Source organism: Sphingomonas sanxanigenens DSM 19645 = NX02, assembly GCF_000512205.2.
Taxonomy (GTDB): Bacteria; Pseudomonadota; Alphaproteobacteria; order Sphingomonadales; family Sphingomonadaceae; genus Sphingomonas_D; species Sphingomonas_D sanxanigenens.
Window position 1 is genome coordinate 3,009,983 of sequence record NZ_CP006644.1, and the last position, 19,157, is coordinate 3,029,139.

Below are 19,157 nucleotides of genomic sequence, written 5' to 3' on the forward strand. Positions count from 1 at the left end.
GGACCGGAAATCAGCCCCTGCACGATGCTCAACGCACGGGGTGGCCGTGCGGGTCCGTTCCGGCGGGCGCGGCCGTGGGCACCACCACGCGCCGGGCATGGCGCAGGGCATCGAGCGCGAACAACGCCAGCCCCGACCAGATCAGCGCGAAGCAGATCAGATGCGCCGGGGTCAGCGGTTCATGGTAGACGAACACGCCGATCAGGAACTGCAGCGTCGGTGCAATATATTGCAACAGCCCCAGCATCGCATAGGGCATCCTGCGCGCGGCCGCCGCGAACAGCAGCAGCGGGACCGCGGTCAAAGGCCCCGCGGCGACGAGCAGCGCGGTGGTCGAGGGGTCGGAGCCGAACGAAAGGTCACCGCTCACCCGCAGCCAGGCGAGGATGGCGATGGCCGGGGGCAGCAGCAGCACGGTCTCGATGGCCAGCCCTTCGAGCGCATCGACCGTCACCACTTTGCGCAGAAGCCCGTAGAAGCCGAAGGTCAGCGCCAGCGATGCGCTGATCCACAGCCCCTCGCCCGCGCCCGCCGCCAGCACCGCGACGCCACAACCGGCAAGAAGCACCGCACCGACCTGGATCGGCCGCAGCCTTTCCTTCAGCAGCAACACGCCAAGCAGCACGTTGAGCAGCGGGTTGAGGAAATAGCCGAGGCTCGACGCGATCACATGCCCGTTGGTCACCGCCCAGATGTAGACCAGCCAGTTGACCGCGATCAGCGTGGCGCTGGCGGCCAGGATGGCGACCGCGCGGCGATCGGCGGACGCACGCCGCAACGCGCCCAGCCGGCGCGCCATCACCAGCAGCGCGCCCACCAGCAGCAGCGACCAGACGACGCGTTGCGCCAGCACCTCGAACGGCGAGACATGCCCCACCGCATTGAAAAACAGCGGCAGCAGCCCCCAGATGCCATAGGCGCCGATGCCGAGCGCGATGCCCCGGCGCTGCTCCGTTTCACGATCCGTCATGGCGGTTCATCTCGAACGGCGCGGCGTGCGCCTCAGATGATCCCACCACCCATCATCAGCCGCACGATGCCGACGATCACGACGAAGATGTTGAGATTGCGGCCGGACGTGCTGCTCGACAGTGCGCCGAAAAACAGCCCGGCGAGCGCAAGGGGTATGATCGCCCAATAGGCCCAGCCGAGGAACGGCAGGAACGCGAAGATCGCGAGGAAAGCCGCGACAAGTCCGATCAGAATAGAAATGGCGTTCAGCATCGGCGGGTCATCCTGTCGGGATCAAGACTTCGGAGCGGCGCAGCGGCCCCGGTATCGCGGGCGAGTTGTAGAAGGCATGCTCGGCATCGCCAAGCGCGATCAGCCCGCGCCTGTGCATCCAGTTGCGCAGCACCGCCTCACGCCCCGCGAGGCGGGCATCGTCGGGCACGCCGCCGAAGCGGATCGCCGCCACGCGCCGTTCGGGCAGGCTGGCGATGGCGATGCCGGACGGCGGTGCCGGCAAGCTGGCGCGGCCGCGCGCCGCAGGCATCACGAAGCGCGTACGCCAGCCGCCCGGCACTGCCGCCGCCAGCACCGGTGCGGTCATCGCGATCTTGCCTTCGCGCTGGCTGCCTCCGCGGATGAACCCGGCCAGCCGCCTGAAACCCTCGGAAAGCGCGGGCTGGCGGGTGCCCGGCGCGATCGTCTCGGCGACGAGCAGCGCGGGATAGTCGCGCAGTTCGATGTCGCCATCCTCCTCGACCAGCCGGAAGCGCGGTTCCTCGGCCAGCCGTTCGCGCGCGTACCAGGCAACGGCGCCGGCAGCGGCCAGCACGGCCCCCGCCCCGACCCATTTCCACACCGGCTTCGCACCCTGTTCGGCCATCGCCATGCTCCCTCGATCGCCCGTACCGTTGCGCCGATATAGGGGTGCGCCTCCCCCGGCGATAGAGCGCTGGCGCCCGCCATCGGCATTCGCCATGATCGCGGGCATGCGCATCCTTCTCCCGTGCCTGGCGGCACTGCTCCTCACCGGTTCCGCCGCAGCACGGGCGACAGGCGAAACCGATCCCGCCGTCGGCCACTATTCCGCACAGCTCGGCCCCGATGCGCTTTCGGCGCTGGAGGTCAATCCGGATGGCACCTTCGACTATGCGCTGAGCGCCGGCGCGCTCGACGAGCAGGCGCACGGGCGCTGGATGCGCCACGGCGGCATGCTGCGCTTCACCACCCGGCCGCATCCGGTCGCGCCGCTGTTCGTCGCGCTGGTGCCCGCGCATGCAGCCGGCCCGCTGTCGGTCAGCGTCACCTGGCCCGACGGCCAGGGCATCGCCGGCATCGACGTGACGGTGGGGTTCGACAGCGGCGAGCCGGCGACCGGCTATACGCAGGAGGATGGCTGGACGCTGCCCGCCGGCGAAACCCGCGTGCCGCGCTGGATCCGGCTCGACGAGCCGGTCCATGGCGTCATCTCCCCCGAGTTCCGCATCGATCCCGCCGCGGGCACCGCGCTCGCCTTCAAGCTGGAGCCCAATGATCTGGGGACATTCGATTTCCGCGACGCGCCCGTCGAGATCGACGGCGACGACCTGATCCTCCACCGCGGCGAAGGGCGCATCCGCTATTCGCGCCGCCCGCGCTGATCGGCGGCTCGACGCTTGCCCCGTGGCCGAACCCGCGCCATAGGGGCGGCGTTTTCCAGCCAGGCGAAGGACGCGCGATGAAGACCCGCATTCATGTCACCTTGAAGAGCGGCGTGCTCGACCCCCAGGGCAAGGCGATCCATCATGCGCTCGAAGGGCTCGGCTTCTCGGGCGTCAACGATGTCCGCGCGGGCAAGCTGATCGAGATCGAGCATGATCCCGCGCTGACCGACGCCGAACTCGACCAGATGTGCGCCAAGCTGCTCGCCAACACGGTGATCGAGAATTACCGCATCGAGCGCGGCGCATGAAGACCGCGGTGATCGTCTTCCCGGGCTCCAACTGCGACCGCGACCTCGCGGTGGCGCTGGAGGCGGTGACCGGGCGTGCCCCCGAAATGGTGTGGCATGGCGAGGCGAGCCTGCCCGACGGCATCGGCTTCATCGGCGTGCCCGGCGGCTTTTCCTATGGCGACTATCTGCGCTCGGGCGCGATGGCGGCGCGATCGCCGGTGATGCGCGCGGTGGTCGCGGCGGCGGGCCGCGGCGTGCCGGTGTTCGGCGTGTGCAACGGCTTCCAGATCCTCACCGAAGCCGGGCTGCTGCCGGGCGCGCTGATGCGCAACGCCGGCATCCGCTTCGTCTGCCGCACCGTGAAGCTGACGGTGGCGAACGCGCAGAGCGCCTTCACCAGCCTGTATGACGCCGGCGAGGAACTGCTCGTGCCCGTCGCGCATCATGACGGCAATTATTTCGCCGACGACGCGACGCTCGACAGGCTCGAGGGCGAAGGCCGCGTCGCCTTCCGCTATGCAGAGCCCGTCAACGGCTCCGCGCGCGACATCGCCGGCGTGCTCAACGCCGCGGGCAATGTGCTGGGCATGATGCCCCACCCCGAGCGCCGCATCGAAGCCGCGCATGGCGGTGATGACGGCCGCCGCCTGTTCGCCGGGCTGCTCGAGGCGGTCGGCGCCTGATCCCGCCGGCGGGGCTGCCGCCGATCGGCTGCCCCGCGGCGACCCATCGCCTAAAGCCCAGGCGCGTCGCGGACCGCATCGAGCAGCGCCCGCAGTTCGGCGTCACCGCCGTAGCGGCGCAGCAGCAACGCCTCATCCGCATCCAGCCGGGCACAGCGCAGATCCGCAAGCGCACCGTCGATCTCGCGCCGCCGCGCGGCGTCGTAGGGTTCCTCGCCCGCCCAATGATTGCAGCCCGTCCGCCGATCGATGAACGCCCGCACCGCCGCCGGCTGGCGCGCGGCGCGGGCGGCCAGCGTCGGCGCCGGGGCATCGGCCACGGCCTGCAGCGACGCCAGCAGCGCAACCAGCAGCGGCGCGGCCGTCACACGCCGGTCCTGAAGGGGGTGAAGTCGGTCGCTTCGTCGAACACGTCCAGCCCTTCCTCGCGCTTGAGCCAGCCGACGACGAGATAGGTCACCGGCGTCAGCAGCGCTTCCCAGCCCACCTTCAGCGCCCATTGCGTGACCAGAACCTGGAGGACGAGCCCGGTCGTCCACCCTTCGGCGAAGAGGAAGGCGGCGGGATAGAAGATCAGGCTGTCGACCGCCTGGCCGGCGATCGTCGAGCCGATCGTGCGTGCCCATAGATGGCGCCCGCCGGTGACCAGCTTCATCCGCGCGAGCACATAGGAATTGACGAACTCGCCCGCCCAGAACGCGATCATCGATGCGAACACGATGCGCGGGACCTGGCCGAAGATCGTCTCGTACGCCGCCTGGTTGCCCCATTCGGGCGCGGGCGGCAGCGCCACCACCACCCAACTCATGAACGCCATGAACAGCAAGGCGGCAAACCCCGCCCAGATCACGCGCCGCGCGCGGGCATAGCCATAGACCTCGGTCAGCACGTCGCCGATCACGTAGGAGACGGGAAAGAACAGGATGCCCGCGCCGAACGGCCACAGCCCGACGAAGGGCAGATCGATCACCGCGACCTTGCCGGCGCCCAGAACGTTGGACAGCAGCAGGATGGCGACGAACGCCGCCATCACGAAATCGAAATACCGAAGCGGCCGCCCGGCGATATCCGCCGCCGAAACCGCGCGCGGCGCGGCAGAATCCCCTGTGCTCATGGCGGGCAGACTATCGCGGTTTCCCGCACGCGCAATCCGCGCTATGCGGCGGGCGGGCGCCCGTAGCTCAGTTGGATAGAGCACTAGCCTTCTAAGCTTGTGGTCGCTGGTTCGAATCCAGCCGGGCGCGCCATTTCGGTTCAAATCCGCGAACGCCAGTAACCGCCGCCTCTCCCGCAGAGCGGCGACTGGCGTAGCAGTTCTTGGGGAGACTATGCCTCGGCTCTATCCGGAAAGCGGGCGATCAGCTTGATCCAGCGATCAATGCAGCACGTCCTGCCACTCGGGATGGCGGTCGATCTGCACCTTGGCAAAGGGGCAGAGCGGAATGATCGCGACCCCTTCGCGCCGCGCGTCCTCGACCGCCTGGCGAACCAGTTGCTCTCCAACCTTGCGTCCACGCAGCGCCGCCGGAACCTCGGTATGGTCGATGATGATCAATGTTGCGCTGGCGCGGCTGTAGGTCATCTCGGCCTCGATGCCGTCGATGACGATTCGATAGCGCCCCTTCGACGCGCCATCCTCGCGCTCGACCCTTCCGACCGGGGATAGCGGAACCGGTGCCTGCAACTCGGCATCCGCCGGCCGCACCTGACGCGGTCCTCCCTGCGCGCATTCAAGCAGGTCGCGGTCCCATCCGCCCAGATCGGCGGCGGCCTCGTATGTGGAGGTCAGGAACGCCAGAAGCGTCGCATCGGGATCGTCGGCCGACTGAACGGCATCATAGGGCAGCAGAAATTCCGACAATTGCTCCTGCCAGAACGCAGCATCAGGCAAAACCTGAGCGGCACGGTAGCCGGCCGGCGTCGGATAGGCGTAGGCATAGAAGGCGGGGTAATCGATGCCGCCCCCGCCCGGCCAGAATCCTGCGGACGCGACCTCGCGGTCATAGGCTTCCTGCGCCACGTCGTTCGGCAACGCCGGAATGTTTCCCGGGTGTAGCGGCGCGCGGCGCCCTGAAAAGCGGGTCACCGCCAGGTCGAGCGCGCCCCAGAAGAGATGAACCGGACTGGACTTGCCCAGAAACGATGTCCGGAAGCGGTTGAACACCCGGTCGATGGCGACCAGCGCCTGATGGAAACGGCGCACGGCCTCACGGTCATAGGGGCGCTCGCGATGGTCCTCGGCAAAGGGCACGGGGTTCGGAACCTCGTTTGGCGTACCATGGAACTGCGGCGTGCCGCCGAGATCGGCGACGAGCTTCACGAATTCGGCATGAAACGCCGCGACCGTCGTCGGCCCAAGCGCAAAGGCGGCGCGGCGACCGTCGCCGCTGGTCCCGACGACCTTGTGCTCCCGCAGGTCGAACAGGAGTTCGATGCCGGAACCATCGGGGATCGGCGAGGAGGCCAAGCCGCCGGGCGTCACATAGAAGGTCGCGTTCCAGGAATGGTTCAGCCACGGGCTGCGCGCGAGCCGGTATTTGCCCGCGACCTGCAGGTAGAGGTGCAGCGCGGAGCAGGTTTCCCGCCAGCCGAGATAATCGAGCCGAGGCCAGTTGGTCGTCATTCCGCATTCTCCACTCGGTATCTGCTTGCACTCGGGGGCGGCGTACCGACTCAGTCGGGCAACGGAATATACTCTTCCCGGTCGTCCGCCGGCAGATCGAAGCGGCCCGCGCCCCAGTTCGCCGCGCGCCATTCGGCCTTCGCCGCATCCATGCGCTCCTGCGACGATGCCACGAAATTCCACCAGATGTAACGCGGGCCGGCCAGGGTGGCTCCGCCGAGGATCATCAGCCGCGCGCCGCCGCTGCCTGCGGCGACCGTGATCCTGTCGCCGGGCCGGAACACCATCATCTGGCCCGCCTCAAAGCCTTGCCCTGCGACCGATATCGAGCCTTCGACGATGTAGATGCCGCGATCCTCGTGATCGTCGGGCATCGGCAGCCGGCTTTCCGGATCGAGCCGCACATCGGCATAGAAGGTTTCCGAGAACATGGTCGCGGGCGAGACTGCGCCATAGGCATTGCCGAGGATCAGCCGAAGCGAAATGCCGCCATCCTCGATGACGGGAAGCATTTCCTTGCCGTGATGCTCGAAGGCGGGCGGCGCATCCTCATGCGCGTCCGGCAGGGCCAGCCAGGTCTGGATGCCGAACAGGCCATTCGGGCCGGTTCGTGCGGCGGCAGAGGTCCGTTCGGAATGGGTGACGCCCCGCCCCGCCACCATCCAGTTCAGCGCGCCGGGACGGATGATCTGGTCGGCCCCGGTGCTGTCGCGGTGATGAAAATCGCCGCGGTAAAGATAGGTGACCGTGCCGATACCGATATGGGGATGGGGGCGGACGTCGATGCCCTGCCCGGCCAGCAGCTCGGCCGGTCCGGCCTGATCGAAGAAGATGAACGGCCCAACCATCTGGCGGTTCGGCGCAGGCAGGGCGCGACGGACCTCGAACCCGCCAAGGTCCCGGGACCGTGGCACGATGAGCGTTTCGATCGCGTCCTGTTCGACCTTATCGGGACAGGTCGGTTCGATTGCCGGATTCCAACTCATTGTTCATTGCCTTCCCGGAAGCCGCCGGACGGAATCGCATGGCTGTTTCGAGCCGAGGTTCGGCGGATTGTCGCTGCGTCGGGTCCGATCTTATGGACCGGTTCCGACGATGCGGTGCCAAGACTGCGGCGAGGGTGCCGATTTTGCGCCCTTCCAAGGCGGCCGGCGAGGCCGGGGCGCGTTCGATCACACGGTCAGGTCCGCAAGATCGGCACCCGCACCGCAGCTTCAGCGCCGCGCGTGTCCGCGGCGTTTGCTAGCTCGGCAGGCGGAAGGACATCCCATCATGGCCATCGTTACCACATCCGACGGCACCAATCTGTTCTACAAGGACTGGGGACCAAAGGATGCTCAGCCGGTGATGTTCCACCATGGCTGGCCGCTGAGCGCCGACGATTGGGACGGCCAAATGCTGTTCTTCCTGTCGGCGGGCTATCGCGTGATCGCGCACGACCGGCGGGGACATGGCCGGTCGGACCAGACCGATACGGGTAACGAGATGGACACCTACGCGTTGGATGTCGCGGCGATCGTGACCGCACTGGACCTTTATGATGTCATCCATGTCGGCCATTCGACCGGCGGTGGCGAGGTCGCGCGCTATGCTGCGCGCGCGGAACCCGGCCGGGTTGCCAAGGCGATGCTGATCAGCGCGGTTCCTCCGGTGATGGTCAGGTCCACGCGGAACCCGGACGGCATTCCGATCGAGCTATTCGATGGTTTTCGAGGCGCGCTGTCCCGGAACCGGGCCGAGTTCTACAAGGCCATCCCCAGCGGCCCCTTCTACGGCTTCAACCGCGAAGGCGCGCAAGCCCGCCAGGGCCTAATCGACAATTGGTGGCGCCAGGGCATGGCCGGCGGCGCCAAGGCGCAGTTCGACTGCATCAGGGCTTTTTCGGAGACCGACTTCACCGAAGACCTGGAAGCGATCACGGTTCCGATCCTGTTCCTGCATGGAGAGGACGACCAGATCGTTCCGATCGGCAATTCCGCGCACAAGGCGATCGGTCTCGTGCGGGATGGAATGCTGAAGACCTATCCCGGCCTGTCGCACGGCCTATTCGCCACGCACCCGGACATGGTGAACGCCGACCTGCTGGCCTTTGCCCGATCCTGACCTGCTGACCTCCTGTTGGAAAGAGAAGACCATGACCAAGACCATGAAGGCGATCGTCCTTGGCAAGTTCGGCGGTTTCGATGCGTTCGAGTTACGCGATGTCGCCGTGCCGGAGGTCGGGCCCCGGCAGGTCAGGGTGCGCGTCCACGCGACCGCCATCAATCCCCTGGACTATCAGATCCGACGCGGTGACTATGTCGACCATGTGCCACTGCCCGCGATTATCGGGCACGACGTCTCCGGTGTCGTCGAGGAGAAAGGCGCGAATGTCACCGAGTTCGATATCGGCGACGCGGTCTATTATACGCCAAAGATCTTCGGTGGCCCCGGCTCCTATGCGGAGCAGCATGTTGCCGACGTCGAACTGGTCGCGCGCAAGCCGCACAACATCACCCATCTGGAAGCCGCCAGCCTGACGCTTGTGGGCGGGACGGTCTGGGAGGCGTTGGTAACCCGTGCCCAGCTTGCGGTTCACGAAACCATCCTGATCCATGGCGGTGCCGGCGGTGTCGGCACGGTGGCGATCCAGCTTGCCAAGGCGATGGGAGCGCGGGTCATCACGACGGCGCGACGGGACAACGACGCCTTCGTGCGTTCGCTCGGCGCGGATGAGGTGATCGACTATAGCGCCGACGACTATGTCACAGCCGTGGCGGACCTGACGCAGGGACAGGGCGTAAACGTGGTGTTCGACACGATCGGCGGCGACACCCTCACCCGCAGTGCGGTCGTCCTGGCGGATGCCGGTCGGCTGGTCAGCATCGTCGACATCGCCCAGCCCCAGAACCTGATCGAGGCATGGGGCAAGAACGCCGCCTATCATTTCGTGTTCACCCGCCAGAACCGCGGCAAGCTCGACGCGCTGACAACGCTTGTGGAACGCGGCCGCATCAAGCCCGTCATCGGCGCGGTGCTTCCCCTTGCAAGGATCGGCGATGCGCATGACCTGCTTGAAAACGGCGGTTCTCGCGGGCTTCGCGGCAAAGTGACGATCGATGTCGCTGGTGAAACCGTCAAGCTGCCGACCCCGCGATAGATGCTCTCAACGGAGCGACGGCGAAGGTTCCTGCACGACGACGGGACGAACCGGTTCCCGGACCGCCCGACGATAATCGCTCGGGCTCATGCGTCGATGCTTGAGGAAGACGCGGGCGAGCACCTGGTTTGACGAATAGCCGACCTCCAGGGCGATCTGGGTGACCGGAAGGTCCGTATGCTCCAGCAGTTCGCAGGCTTTTTCGATACGTAGCCTGGTCAGATAGACCCTCGGCGGCACGCCGAGGCTCTGCTTGAACATTCGGGCAAAATGAAACGGCGAAAGCCGCGCCTGGGCCGCGAGATCATCAAGGCTGATATCGTCCGACAGCCGCTCCTGCATCATTTCCACACAGCGCTGCTCAGCCCAGGGCGCAAGGCCGCCCCTTGCGGGCGTGAACGGCGTCCCGCCCAGGCGGCAGAGTTCGGCAAGAATCTCGCAGCCTGCCGCCCGCGCCAGCAACCGTGACGGCGCGCCTTCGTCCTCGCAGAGCGCCCACAGGTTGCGAACCGCCAGTCGGATCGCCGACGAACCGAACACCCGGCCATAGATGCGGGAGGCGTCGAACGAGGAGCGGCCGTCGGCGGCCTCGTCGAGCAGATCCTGCCATTGGGCAAGGGAGAAGGCGAGGCTGCGAAGCCGGTGGCTTTCATCATTGATCACGGTGGTCGCGAAGTTTGGGGCCGCGACGGCGAGCGTCCCTTTCCTGGTGGCCATATCGAAGCGACCGCCACCCAAGTCTCCCCTGACGCGACGGCAACCGAGCACGTCCTCCATCAGCACGATATCCGGCAGCGCGGGGCGCGACATATCCCCGGCGGGTCGCTGCACCTCGAGAAGATCGAGAATTCCCCCCGGTGACTTCATCGTGCGCACATAGGATGAATGTCGGCCATGGCTGTGCCATCGGGCGAAGGACGAATGCGCGTGGACGGTCATTGCCGTGCTTCCGGAGCCGGTCGCGCGTGGAACGCGATCGATTCGCCGCCAAAGTCACGAACGGCCCGCCGATAGTCGGATGGGCTGAGGTGCATGTGCTTGAGGAAAACCCGCGCAAGGACCTGGTTCGACGAATATCCCACCTCCAGCGCGATGTGCGTGACCGGCAGATCCGTCCTCTCCAGCAACTCGCAGGCTTTTTCCATCCTCAGCCGCGTCAGGTAGGCGCGCGGCGGCAAGCCCAGGCTTTGCTTGAACATCCGCGCGAAATGGAATGGCGAGAGCCGCACTTCTGCCGCCAGTTCGTCGAGGCCGATGTCCTCCGAAAGCCGCGTCCGCATCAGTTCCAGACAGCGCCGTTCCGCCCAGGGTGCAAGGCCGCCCTTCACCGTTGGCAGCGGCGCTCCGCCCAACCGGCAAAGTTCGGCCAGAATCGCGCAGCCCGCAGCCCGCGCGAGCAGGCGCGACGGTGCGCCTTCATCATCGCAGAGAGCCCAAAGCTTCCGATATGCCGCCCGAATCCCCGGTGAGGCGAACATCCGGCCATAGATATTGAGATTGTCGAACGAGAATCGGCCATCCGCGGCTTCGTCCAGCACGCTTTCCCAATCAGCCATCGGGAAGATCAGGCTGCGAAGCCGATGCGTTTCTTCCATCATCGCCGTGGTGGCGAAGTTGGGCGCGGCGACGCAGAAATTGCCCCGTTCGCCCATGACATCGAAGCGGCCCCCGCCCAGGTCGCCGCTGACCCGACTGCCTCCGAGCAAGTCCTGATACAGGACGATATCCGGCAGTCCCGGTCGGGACATGTCCCCGGCTGGCCGAGCCACCTCAAGCAGGTCGAGCACGCCGCCTGGCGACCGTCGCGAGCGCAAATAGGACGCCTGCCGCCCCTGGCAGTACCAGTCGGAAGACGATGGATGGGCCGATACCGTAATTGCCGTCACTCCTATGACATCTCGGGCGCTTCGATCTCCAAGCATGCACCCTGGTCAGCCGGCTTGGCACGCCGGCGCATCAGGGCGTTGCCCGTCTCGACAAAAGCCGATCAGCAATTAGACGGAGTCGCGCTGCGGCGACCGTAGACCGATCGGCGAGCCCTCCTCCGACGGGCCTTATGATACCATGGTCGAGGCGCGCATGACAGCGGCCCGACCGCTTCGCCGCAAGAGCGGCAACGCGGCAGCAGTGCCTGCGTCGCTCATCGCGCACGATCCCTGTAAGGTCGGTCGATGTCGCTTGCCCGTCGGCCGACATGTTCGATCACATCCGAACCGTTCGACGCGGCAGGCGCCTCAACACGATCGTTTCATCGGAGTCTGCCTTGCCTGAACCAGCATCGGACGCACCGAAATCGGCAGACGCATATCCGATCGGCATCGTCTTCGACGTCGTTTTCGACGCGTTCACCGCTCGCCTGACGACGCTGCCGGACGGCCAGATCCGGTTCGAAATCGCCAAGGGACCCTACGCCAAGACGGAAACCGTCAAGATTGCCGCGAGCCGGATCCGAACGGGTGTTTTCGCCGTGAGCTGGGTCGAAGCAAGCGGCGCCACGGTCGTGCATGTCGAGGATTTCGAGCACTGCATCGTCCACTCCTATGCCACCCTGCCCGACGGCTCGTTTCTGAGGATGCAGGGACCTATTCACCTCATCTCGAGAGGAAAAGTCCGATGACGATGACGCTAGACGGCAAAAAAGCCCTGGTCCTCGAAGCCATGACCGCGCTGTTCCAGCGCCGCGACCCCCAGGCCGTCGAGCGACTTTATGCGCCCGATTACATCCAGCACAATCCCGGCATCCCGCAGGGACGAGATGCGCTGGCCGCGCTGGTGGCAACGCTTCCCCCGACCGTGTTCTACGAGCCCGGCCTGATCGTTGCCGAGGGCGACTTTGTCGCCATCCACGGCCGGATCCATGGCTGGGCGCCGAAACCACAGATCGTCGTCGACATCTTCCGCATCGCGGATGGCCTGCTCGCCGAGCATTGGGACGTGCTCCAGGACGAGGCGGCGACCGAGGGTTCCGCGTCCGGCCTGGCGATGTTTTCATCGGACGAGGGCGAGCGGCAACGCACGCGAGAGCCCGAAACACCGATCGACGCCATCGACTATGACCGGATGATGAAGGCCAATCTGCTCACCGTCTTCAACGAGCGCGATGAGGGGCGGCGCCTTGAAGCGGTTCGCACGCTTTATCGCGAAGACGCGGTGCTGCACGAACCGCACGCCTCCGTCCGCGGTCACGCTGCGATAAACGATGCGGTCGGGCGGCTGCTTGCGACGTTGCCCGCCGATGTCGCCTTCGTCGCCGAGGGGCCTGCTGTCGGCCATAACGGCGTCGGCCGACTCAAATGGCGCTCCGGGCCGGACCCGGATGCCGCCGTAACGGGCACCGACGTCGCGCAGTTCGAGGGTGGCCGCATCCTCTCACTTCACGTCTTTCTCGACCCTCAGGGGGTCTGAAGGGGATGGCAAGCGCCGATAGACGCCGCTCGCGCAGCAGGCCGCCTGCCATCCCCGCCGGGGGTCAGGCGGCGTCCGGCACCGGCGTGTTGAGCAACTGCTGCTCCCACAGATAGGCGATCGCGCTTCCGCCGATGTGATATTTGAGCGCATCGTTCAGCGGACCGGCGGTATCGGTACGCGCCCAGTCGCGCTGCCATTCGGATGCGAGGGCGAGCCACGTCATCATGTTGACGCCCGCCGCGATCATGCGCTGGATCGACACCTCATGCGCCTCCAGCGAGGTGCCACCCGAGGCGTCGGTGATGACGGTCACGTCCCAGCCTTCGCCCGCGGCCTGGATCGCCGGCATGGCGACGCAGATCTCGGTCCACAGACCGGCGATGATCAGTTGCTTGCGGCCGGTGGCCTTCACCGCATCGACGACCTTGGGGTCTTCCCAGGTGTTGATGAAGGTTCGATCGATCACCTCCTGATCGGGAAACACTTCGGTGACATGGGGGAAGATGACCCCACCGCGGGCAGCAACCACGCTGGTAAGGATCGTCGGCACGCCGAATACCTTGGCGACCTTGGCAAGCGCGGTCGTGTTGTTGACGACCGCTTGGGGATCGTGGCTGTTCAGATTGGCCAGCTGATAGGGTTGATGGTCGATGAGAACAAGAACAGAATCTTCAGGACGAAGAAGCGAGTCGAGGCCGTTACGAGGAGCCATGATACCATCCTTTTATCTGGGGGCGTGCTTCACAAGCGGCTGTAGTGGACGCGCCCGGGCGGTGCGGCGTGAAAGCTGCCGCGATGGTGCCGATCTTGCGGTCGCTTCGCCACGATGCGGGACATTCAACGGCGCTGATTCGAACCGCAACCGTGTCCGGCCGGCCTTCATGCAACCCCGATATGTCCCCGATTGCGGCCTGGATCACCGATTTCGACAGACGTTTCGGCGCGGGGGGGAGATCAGTTGCCGGGCGGGTCGCCATACCCGCCTTCGAGCAGGAAGCGGCGAATGGCTGGATCGCTGCTGAGGCCGGCCGCCATGATGGCGGCGTCGCGCGCGGCAACCGCCTGGTTCGCCAACCAGAGTGTCCGGGCCCGCGCCGCCCACCAGGGCTGATAGGTCCTCGCGCCTTCGATGCCATCCAGCAGTTGGAGCGCAGCGGCGGGATCGCCGCCTTCCGCGACAGCGACGGCGCGTGCGACGAGAACGCCGGTGGTCGGTGCGAAGCTGGCGAGAACGTCGTAAAGCCGCACCAGCGGGCGGGTCAGGCGTTCGCCGGTCATCCGCTGCTGCACGTGCAGCGACTGGATTGCCGCCTCGGTCTGGAAGCGTCCCGGCGCGAGCAGGCGCGCGGCCGCGCGCAGCGTCGCCTCTGCCTCCATGATCAGGGCGTGCGACCACAGCGACATGTCCTGGTCGCGCAGCGCTATGAAGCGACCATCCGCGTCGCGTCGCGCGGCACCGCGCGCTTCACAGTGAAGCACCAGCGACAACAGCCCAAGCGCTTCGGGCTGATCCGGCGCGAGCTGAACCGTCAACCGCGCGAGCCAGATGGCCTCTTCGGCAAGCCCTGCCAGCCGCGCGTCGGCGCCCGCGACGTCGTCCCAAGCCGTGCCATAGGCGGCATAGATCGCGGAGAGGACTGCGGACAGGCGTGCCGGAACCTCTGCGGAATCAGGAATCACGAAAGCGAACCCGGCGTCGCGGATGCGTCGCTTGGCGCGGACGAGCCGTTGCCCCATCGACGCACCGGACACCAGGAAGCTCGCCGCGATCCGCGCAGCGTCGAGGCCCAGCACCGTCTGGAGCATCAGCGGCGTCTGCACATCCTGCGCGATCGCGGGATGCGTGCATACGAACATGAGCTTGAGCCGCTCGTCGCCAAACTCGTTCGCCATGATATCGGCGCGCTCGTCATAAAGCATTCGGACCAGCTCCGCCCCACGCTCGGCGGTTTGCCGCCGGCCGGCGGCGTGCCCGACACTTCGCCGCGCAACAGTGAGCAGCCACCCAACCGGATTGGACGGCACGCCATCGCGCGGCCATTGCGCGAGCGCAGCCGCGAATGCGTCGGACAGGGCGTCTTCGGCGGCGGCGATGTCGCGCGTCCGCGAGACCAGGATCGAGAGCAGCTTGCCATAGGAGTCGCGCGCCGCCAGCGTCGCCAGGGCGGCGGCGTTGCGGCGCGCATCGTCCATCAATTGGCGGGGGATGGCAAAACGGGGCGGATCTCGACCGAGCCAGCGCTAACGCACGGCGCGCGGGCGGCCCATTCGAGCGCCGCATCAAGGTCCGGAACGTCGAGAACCACGTAGCCGCCGAGCATCTCCTTGGTGTCTGCGAACGGGCCATCGGCCACATGGCGCATGCCGTTCTCCACCCGCAACGTGGTGCCCGCCTCCGGAGGTTGCAGTCCATTTCCGCTGACCATGGCGCCAGCCTGGCCGATCGCGCCCATATAAGCGTTCCAACCGCCCCAATAGGTGTCTGCCAGCGCCGGATCGGTGCGCTTGCGCATCTCCTCCGCGGTCTCATTGAAGAGCAGCATGTAGTGCATGTGGATCGCCTTCCGTCCGATGATGTCCGACCACCAACCCGCTGTCGATGGCCGAGCGGCCAACGCCGCTCAACTGCATGTGCCGCGAGCACAGCGAGTTTCGACAGGCCGGGGCCAAAAGGTTGCGATCATCGGCGCGTTGCAGATCGCGCCGATGATCACCGGCGGGCGCTCGAGGTCAAGGCTGACCCTGTCGCTCTGGGAAGAGCGGCCAGCAGAGCAGGCCGTGGCGCCACGCGCCGGTCGCCCGAGACGCATGACCATCCCGGTTCAGCACTGCCTTGATCGATCATGTTTTCGTGCGCTTTGCGGCCCCCGCAATGGCCACCCGTCGACCTGTCGCGGCGGCCGATAACTTGCTTATGCGAGTGAGTTGCACTAATTCCCGGCGGGACCGAGCCATACCCCACGAAGGGCGCGGCCGCTGCAAAAGGGACCTCCATGTCGATCGCTCATACCTGCTTCCGTGCGCTGCTCGTTTCCTCGGCCGCGCTCATGCCCGCTGCCGTCCATGCGCAGGCCGCGCCTGCCCCGGCGGCGGCTGACAGCGGTGAGATCGTCGTGACCGCACAGCGCGAGAACCGCACGCAGGTGATCCGCGGCGGCCAGATCGGCATCCTGGGCGACAAGGATGCCGGCGACGTTCCGTTCAGCGTCAAGAGCTACAGCGAGACTCTGATCCTCAACCAGCAGCCGCAGACGCTCGGCCAGGTGCTGGAGAACGATCCGTCGGTGCGGACGACCTATGGCTTCGGCAATGCCTCCGAGCAGTTCGTGATCCGTGGCTTCGCGCTGTTTGGCGACGATATCGGCATGAACGGCCTCTACGGACTCACCCCGCGTCAACTCGTCGCGCCCGAACTCTATCAGCAGGTGCAGGTGCTGAACGGCGCCACCGCCTTTCTCAACGGCGCGGCACCGGGTGGCTCGGGCATCGGCGGCAGCGTCAACCTGATCACCAAGCAGGCGGGCGACCAGCCGCTCACCCGCGCCACCGCCAACTACACCTCCACCGGCCATGTCGGCGGCAGCTTCGACGTTGCGCGGCGACTGGGCGACGGTTCGTTCGGCGTCCGCATCAACGGCGCGCTGCGCGGCGGCGATGTCGCGATCGACGACGAATATCGCCGGTCGGTGGTGATCGGCGCCTCGTTCGACTGGCGCAGCGACAAGGCGCGCGTGTTCGTCGATCTCGCCTATCAGCGCGTCAAGGTGCGCAACCTGCGCCCGACCGTCGGGCTTGCCGCCGGCGTGACCGCGATTCCGCGCGTGCCGAAATCCGATCATAATTATGGCCAGACGTTCGCCTATACCGATCTGCGCGACATTTTCGGCACCGTCCGTGCGGAATATGATCTGAGCGACAGCGCGATGCTCTATGCCTCGTTCGGCGCGCGCGACGGCTATGAGGACGGCGTCTATGACGGCATCACCGTAACCGACATCGTCACCGGCGCGGCGAATGGCAGTGCAAGCTACATCCCGCGCACGGACAATAACGAAGCCGCACAGGCCGGACTGCGGGTGAAGCTGGACGCGGGCGGGATCACCAACGAATTCAACTTCGGCGGTTCCTACATCTGGCAGGTCAACCGCAACGCCTTCGATTTTCGTACCGGCTTCGCAACCAACCTCTATGATACACCGCAGGTGGCCTACCCCGGCAGATCGTTCGCCGGCGGCAACCTCGACAATCCCTTCCCGATCCAGCGCAACCGGCTGGCCAGCGCCTTCGCTTCGGACACCATGGGCTTCCTCGACGATCGCATCCTCGTCACCGCCGGCCTGCGGCTGCAGACGATCAGGGTGACACGCTACGCCTATGCCACCGGCGCGTTCGAAAGCCGCTATGACGAGGATGCGGCGACCCCGGTCATCGGCGTGGTGGTGAAGCCAACAGACGGGCTCTCGATCTTCGCCAACCGGATCGAGGCGCTCGTCCAGGGCGATACCGCCCCCAACGGCGCCAACATCATCAATCCGGGCGAGGCGTTCCCGCCCTTCAAGTCGAAGCAATATGAGGTGGGCGGCAAGCTCAGCCTCGGCCGCTTCAACATGTCGGTGGCGGCGTTCCAGACCGAGCGGCCGAGCGCGTACAGCGTCTCGACGCCGATCCCGGGCAATCCGGACGCGGTGACCTTCGGCATCTTCGGCGAGCAGCGCAACCGCGGCATCGAACTCAGCGTCGATGGGGAACCGGTGGAAGGGCTGCGCATCATCGCCGGCGGATCGATCAACGACGCCAAGCTGCGCCGCACCGCGGGCGGGCTGAACGAGGGCAACGACGCGATCGGCGTGCCGGACTATCTTGCCAACGCCAATGTCGAATGGGATCTGCCCTTCCTGCCCGGCACCACGCTCACCGGCCGCGTCGTGCGCACCGGCAAGCAGATGGTGAACCCGGAGAACACGCTGGAACTGCCTGGCTGGACCCGCTTCGACCTCGGCGCGCGCTATGTCGTGCCGGTGGCGGAGAACCCGCTGACGCTGCGCTTCAACGTCGATAATGTCGCTGACAAGCGGTACTGGTCGTCCGCCTTCGGCTCCTTCGGCACCGCGCTGCTGCAGGGCATGCCGCGCACCTACAAGATTTCCGCGTCGGTCGACTTCTAGGCCAAGAGGCGGAGGTCGGCTCGTAGGGGTGGAGAGGTTGAAGTCTCCACCCCCACGGCCCGCTCTGCGGCCGCCCGGCACGGCAAGGCGCAGACGATACGGCCCCGGCTGCTATCCTGATATCGTCGCCTTATGCGCAGGGCAGCGGGCGTTCGCCGCGTTCACGCGCGCGCTTGGCTTCGCGGTTACAGCGGATCCTGCGGACGGTTTCCACATTGTTCCGAGCAGCTTCGGCATTGTTACGCTGTTGCTCGGCGGCATAGAGCGGCGCGTTATCTCGGCGACGCTGCTGGTTGAGCATGCATCGGGTATATTCCTTGCCCCTGTCCGCACCAATACGTTCGCAGGTTCTGCTGTCTTCCCGTTCGGCGGAGCGACCCCAGTCGATCTGAGCCGATGCATCACCGGCGACACCCACGCCCAGAAGGGCGGCGATCGCCACCAAGGCAGTCCGATAGAGGCCGATCGGCCGTTGCGATGCCCGGCGATATCCGGTCGGGGTAGATATACGCATGTTACTCTCCTGCGTTGTGGATCCTGGTACCGGGATTTGCGTCAAGCGCGATCGGCGCCCGCGCGATCACCGGCAGCGAATCGAAAGATCGCGCGCGGGACCGGATCGCAGACCGGCAAGGTCGCAGCCTTGCGGATCGCGCCTGACATCAGTTCGGCGAGCTCGACCGCGGCGTAAGACTGGCCGCCGCTGACGGCCGCGATGCTGATGGCCTGATCGATGATCCTGATCGCCGCGACGATTGTCGCGGCGCACATTCGCACGTCGAAATCCAGCGTCGAACGATTGCTCCGACGGGCGATCACCGCGTGAAAACGCACTTCAAGCAAATGATAGGCGTCCAGCCATATCGCACGGATGTCAGGCTCCTGGGCGCACAGCGCGACGAGCTTCACCGCCAACGTGCCGTCCGCGATCAGGCGCGGGGATTCCCCGCCGACGGGCATGGCGATGCGAAGATGGTCCTCGAGCGACACATCGAGGGGCCATTCGTCCATTATTCTCGCGAAGCGCTGGATCGACGTGACCAGTACCGGTTCGATGCAGCTCTCCTTGTTGCGGAAATGGCGCCACACGGTCCTCGTCGAGACAGCGGCGGCCGCAGCGATGGCATCGCCGCCGGTCTCTGCGACACCGCGCTCCAGAAACAGCCGCGCCGCTTCACGCGAGATCCTCAGCCGTGTTTCGTCCCGATCCATAGCATTCCGACTCTTGTCACTAAGTGACATTTTCAATGCCTCTTAG

Annotated in this window: 22 protein-coding genes and 1 tRNA gene; 9 read left to right on the forward strand and 14 right to left on the reverse strand. The window is 66.3% G+C overall.

The annotated features are described in order from the left end of the window. Positions 1-28: 28 nt before the first annotated feature. From rarD to NX02_RS13865, 3 genes are read right to left on the reverse strand one after another with little or no spacing between them, the layout of a single operon-like run. Entirely contained in the window at positions 29-970 is a 942-nt protein-coding gene (rarD, locus tag NX02_RS13855) for an EamA family transporter RarD (protein ID WP_084717790.1), read from the reverse strand. Positions 971-1,002: 32 nt separating this feature from the next. Beyond that, the gene (locus NX02_RS13860) at positions 1,003-1,224 is read right to left on the reverse strand and encodes a hypothetical protein (RefSeq protein WP_025292799.1); all 222 of its coding nucleotides are present in this window, start codon (positions 1,222-1,224) and stop codon (positions 1,003-1,005) included. A gap of 7 nt (positions 1,225-1,231) precedes the next feature. After that, positions 1,232-1,831 (reverse strand): SOUL family heme-binding protein, encoded by a 600-nt coding sequence (locus NX02_RS13865; RefSeq protein ID WP_039997538.1) that lies wholly within the window; start codon positions 1,829-1,831, stop codon positions 1,232-1,234. A gap of 106 nt (positions 1,832-1,937) precedes the next feature. On the opposite strand from NX02_RS13865, the gene NX02_RS13870 reads away from it, so the two are divergent. The 3 genes from NX02_RS13870 to purQ all read left to right on the forward strand — a co-directional run bounded on the left by NX02_RS13870 (position 1,938) and on the right by purQ (position 3,564). Continuing rightward, the gene (locus tag NX02_RS13870) at positions 1,938-2,588 is read left to right on the forward strand and encodes a hypothetical protein (protein WP_158014019.1); all 651 of its coding nucleotides are present in this window, start codon (positions 1,938-1,940) and stop codon (positions 2,586-2,588) included. Positions 2,589-2,665: 77 nt separating this feature from the next. Next, positions 2,666-2,899, forward strand: a complete 234-nt coding sequence (purS, locus tag NX02_RS13875; RefSeq protein ID WP_025292802.1) for a phosphoribosylformylglycinamidine synthase subunit PurS — start codon at positions 2,666-2,668, stop codon at positions 2,897-2,899. Further along, positions 2,896-3,564 (forward strand): phosphoribosylformylglycinamidine synthase subunit PurQ, encoded by a 669-nt coding sequence (gene purQ, locus NX02_RS13880; protein WP_025292803.1) that lies wholly within the window; start codon positions 2,896-2,898, stop codon positions 3,562-3,564. The genes purS and purQ overlap by 4 nt, the downstream gene beginning before the upstream one ends. Positions 3,565-3,614: 50 nt before the next feature. On the opposite strand, the gene NX02_RS13885 is transcribed toward purQ, so the two are convergent. Both NX02_RS13885 and NX02_RS13890 read right to left on the reverse strand, forming a co-directional pair. After that, on the reverse strand, positions 3,615-3,932 hold the full coding sequence (locus tag NX02_RS13885; RefSeq protein WP_025292804.1) for a hypothetical protein: 318 nt from the start codon (positions 3,930-3,932) through the stop codon (positions 3,615-3,617). Beyond that, a complete protein-coding gene (locus NX02_RS13890; protein ID WP_025292805.1) occupies positions 3,929-4,678 on the reverse strand; it encodes a queuosine precursor transporter in 750 nt (249 codons plus the stop codon). The genes NX02_RS13885 and NX02_RS13890 overlap by 4 nt, the downstream gene beginning before the upstream one ends. Positions 4,679-4,734: 56 nt before the next feature. On the opposite strand from NX02_RS13890, the gene NX02_RS13895 reads away from it, so the two are divergent. Then, positions 4,735-4,811: transfer RNA gene (locus NX02_RS13895), tRNA-Arg, on the forward strand. 128 nt (positions 4,812-4,939) lie between these two features. Here the strand turns inward: NX02_RS13895 and NX02_RS33585 are convergent. Both NX02_RS33585 and NX02_RS13905 read right to left on the reverse strand, forming a co-directional pair. Beyond that, entirely contained in the window at positions 4,940-6,319 is a 1,380-nt protein-coding gene (locus NX02_RS33585) for a DUF5996 family protein (RefSeq protein ID WP_245648847.1), read from the reverse strand. Further along, entirely contained in the window at positions 6,238-7,173 is a 936-nt protein-coding gene (locus NX02_RS13905) for a pirin family protein (protein WP_025292807.1), read from the reverse strand. The genes NX02_RS33585 and NX02_RS13905 overlap by 82 nt, the downstream gene beginning before the upstream one ends. 286 nt (positions 7,174-7,459) lie before the next feature. Between NX02_RS13905 and NX02_RS13910 the strand changes: the two genes are divergently transcribed. Both NX02_RS13910 and NX02_RS13915 read left to right on the forward strand, forming a co-directional pair. Further along, positions 7,460-8,290, forward strand: coding sequence for an alpha/beta fold hydrolase (locus NX02_RS13910; RefSeq protein ID WP_025292808.1), 831 nt, complete (start codon positions 7,460-7,462; stop codon positions 8,288-8,290). 31 nt (positions 8,291-8,321) lie between these two features. Further along, positions 8,322-9,326, forward strand: coding sequence for a zinc-dependent alcohol dehydrogenase family protein (locus NX02_RS13915; protein WP_025292809.1), 1,005 nt, complete (start codon positions 8,322-8,324; stop codon positions 9,324-9,326). A 6-nt stretch (positions 9,327-9,332) separates the two neighbouring features. On the opposite strand, the gene NX02_RS13920 is transcribed toward NX02_RS13915, so the two are convergent. Both NX02_RS13920 and NX02_RS13925 read right to left on the reverse strand, forming a co-directional pair. Further along, on the reverse strand, positions 9,333-10,265 hold the full coding sequence (locus NX02_RS13920; RefSeq protein WP_025292810.1) for an AraC family transcriptional regulator: 933 nt from the start codon (positions 10,263-10,265) through the stop codon (positions 9,333-9,335). Further along, entirely contained in the window at positions 10,262-11,113 is an 852-nt protein-coding gene (locus tag NX02_RS13925) for an AraC family transcriptional regulator (protein WP_211258320.1), read from the reverse strand. Before NX02_RS13925 ends, NX02_RS13920 begins: the two co-directional genes overlap by 4 nt. Before the next feature lie 476 nt (positions 11,114-11,589). Here NX02_RS13925 and NX02_RS13930 point away from each other — a divergent pair, with 476 nt between their 5' ends. Further along, positions 11,590-11,943 (forward strand): MoaF-related domain-containing protein, encoded by a 354-nt coding sequence (locus NX02_RS13930; RefSeq protein ID WP_162232680.1) that lies wholly within the window; start codon positions 11,590-11,592, stop codon positions 11,941-11,943. Further along, positions 11,940-12,731 (forward strand): nuclear transport factor 2 family protein, encoded by a 792-nt coding sequence (locus tag NX02_RS33315; RefSeq protein ID WP_211258321.1) that lies wholly within the window; start codon positions 11,940-11,942, stop codon positions 12,729-12,731. Before NX02_RS13930 ends, NX02_RS33315 begins: the two co-directional genes overlap by 4 nt. A 64-nt stretch (positions 12,732-12,795) precedes the next feature. Here the strand turns inward: NX02_RS33315 and NX02_RS13945 are convergent, their stop codons facing one another. The 3 genes from NX02_RS13945 to NX02_RS13955 form a co-directional block, all read right to left on the reverse strand. Further along, positions 12,796-13,446 carry a hydrolase gene (locus tag NX02_RS13945; RefSeq protein ID WP_025292813.1) on the reverse strand — a complete coding sequence of 217 codons (651 nt, stop codon included), beginning with the start codon at positions 13,444-13,446 and terminating at the stop codon, positions 12,796-12,798. A 242-nt stretch (positions 13,447-13,688) separates the two neighbouring features. Then, positions 13,689-14,927: an RNA polymerase sigma factor gene (locus NX02_RS13950; RefSeq protein WP_025292814.1), complete on the reverse strand. Its 1,239-nt coding sequence runs from the start codon at positions 14,925-14,927 to the stop codon at positions 13,689-13,691. Continuing rightward, on the reverse strand, positions 14,927-15,286 hold the full coding sequence (locus NX02_RS13955; RefSeq protein ID WP_025292815.1) for a YciI family protein: 360 nt from the start codon (positions 15,284-15,286) through the stop codon (positions 14,927-14,929). The genes NX02_RS13950 and NX02_RS13955 overlap by 1 nt, the downstream gene beginning before the upstream one ends. Before the next feature lie 441 nt (positions 15,287-15,727). Between NX02_RS13955 and NX02_RS13960 the strand changes: the two genes are divergently transcribed. Next, positions 15,728-17,899: a TonB-dependent receptor gene (locus NX02_RS13960; RefSeq protein WP_025292816.1), complete on the forward strand. Its 2,172-nt coding sequence runs from the start codon at positions 15,728-15,730 to the stop codon at positions 17,897-17,899. Between the two features lie 130 nt (positions 17,900-18,029). On the opposite strand, the gene NX02_RS13965 is transcribed toward NX02_RS13960, so the two are convergent. Beyond that, on the reverse strand, positions 18,030-18,413 hold the full coding sequence (locus NX02_RS13965; RefSeq protein ID WP_025292817.1) for a hypothetical protein: 384 nt from the start codon (positions 18,411-18,413) through the stop codon (positions 18,030-18,032). A gap of 41 nt (positions 18,414-18,454) precedes the next feature. Further along, positions 18,455-19,111 carry a TetR/AcrR family transcriptional regulator gene (locus tag NX02_RS13970; protein ID WP_025292818.1) on the reverse strand — a complete coding sequence of 219 codons (657 nt, stop codon included), beginning with the start codon at positions 19,109-19,111 and terminating at the stop codon, positions 18,455-18,457. Between the last annotated feature and the right edge of the window lie 46 nt (positions 19,112-19,157).

Bases quoted from the DNA above. Each gene is read 5' to 3' on its own strand.
- rarD (WP_084717790.1), bottom strand. From the start codon at position 970: ATGACGGATCGTGAAACGGAGCAGCGCCGGGGCATCGCGCTCGGCATC.
- NX02_RS13860 (WP_025292799.1), bottom strand. From the start codon at position 1,224: ATGCTGAACGCCATTTCTATTCTGATCGGACTTGTCGCGGCTTTCCTC.
- NX02_RS13865 (WP_039997538.1), bottom strand. From the start codon at position 1,831: ATGGCCGAACAGGGTGCGAAGCCGGTGTGGAAATGGGTCGGGGCGGGG.
- NX02_RS13870 (WP_158014019.1), top strand. From the start codon at position 1,938: ATGCGCATCCTTCTCCCGTGCCTGGCGGCACTGCTCCTCACCGGTTCC.
- purS (WP_025292802.1), top strand. From the start codon at position 2,666: ATGAAGACCCGCATTCATGTCACCTTGAAGAGCGGCGTGCTCGACCCC.
- purQ (WP_025292803.1), top strand. From the start codon at position 2,896: ATGAAGACCGCGGTGATCGTCTTCCCGGGCTCCAACTGCGACCGCGAC.
- NX02_RS13890 (WP_025292805.1), bottom strand. From the start codon at position 4,678: ATGAGCACAGGGGATTCTGCCGCGCCGCGCGCGGTTTCGGCGGCGGAT.
- NX02_RS33585 (WP_245648847.1), bottom strand. From the start codon at position 6,319: ATGGCGCGCGGCGAACTGGGGCGCGGGCCGCTTCGATCTGCCGGCGGA.
- NX02_RS13905 (WP_025292807.1), bottom strand. From the start codon at position 7,173: ATGAGTTGGAATCCGGCAATCGAACCGACCTGTCCCGATAAGGTCGAA.
- NX02_RS13910 (WP_025292808.1), top strand. From the start codon at position 7,460: ATGGCCATCGTTACCACATCCGACGGCACCAATCTGTTCTACAAGGAC.
- NX02_RS13915 (WP_025292809.1), top strand. From the start codon at position 8,322: ATGACCAAGACCATGAAGGCGATCGTCCTTGGCAAGTTCGGCGGTTTC.
- NX02_RS13920 (WP_025292810.1), bottom strand. From the start codon at position 10,265: ATGACCGTCCACGCGCATTCGTCCTTCGCCCGATGGCACAGCCATGGC.
- NX02_RS33315 (WP_211258321.1), top strand. From the start codon at position 11,940: ATGACGATGACGCTAGACGGCAAAAAAGCCCTGGTCCTCGAAGCCATG.
- NX02_RS13945 (WP_025292813.1), bottom strand. From the start codon at position 13,446: ATGGCTCCTCGTAACGGCCTCGACTCGCTTCTTCGTCCTGAAGATTCT.
- NX02_RS13950 (WP_025292814.1), bottom strand. From the start codon at position 14,927: ATGGACGATGCGCGCCGCAACGCCGCCGCCCTGGCGACGCTGGCGGCG.
- NX02_RS13955 (WP_025292815.1), bottom strand. From the start codon at position 15,286: ATGCACTACATGCTGCTCTTCAATGAGACCGCGGAGGAGATGCGCAAG.
- NX02_RS13960 (WP_025292816.1), top strand. From the start codon at position 15,728: ATGTCGATCGCTCATACCTGCTTCCGTGCGCTGCTCGTTTCCTCGGCC.
- NX02_RS13965 (WP_025292817.1), bottom strand. From the start codon at position 18,413: ATGCGTATATCTACCCCGACCGGATATCGCCGGGCATCGCAACGGCCG.
- NX02_RS13970 (WP_025292818.1), bottom strand. From the start codon at position 19,111: ATGGATCGGGACGAAACACGGCTGAGGATCTCGCGTGAAGCGGCGCGG.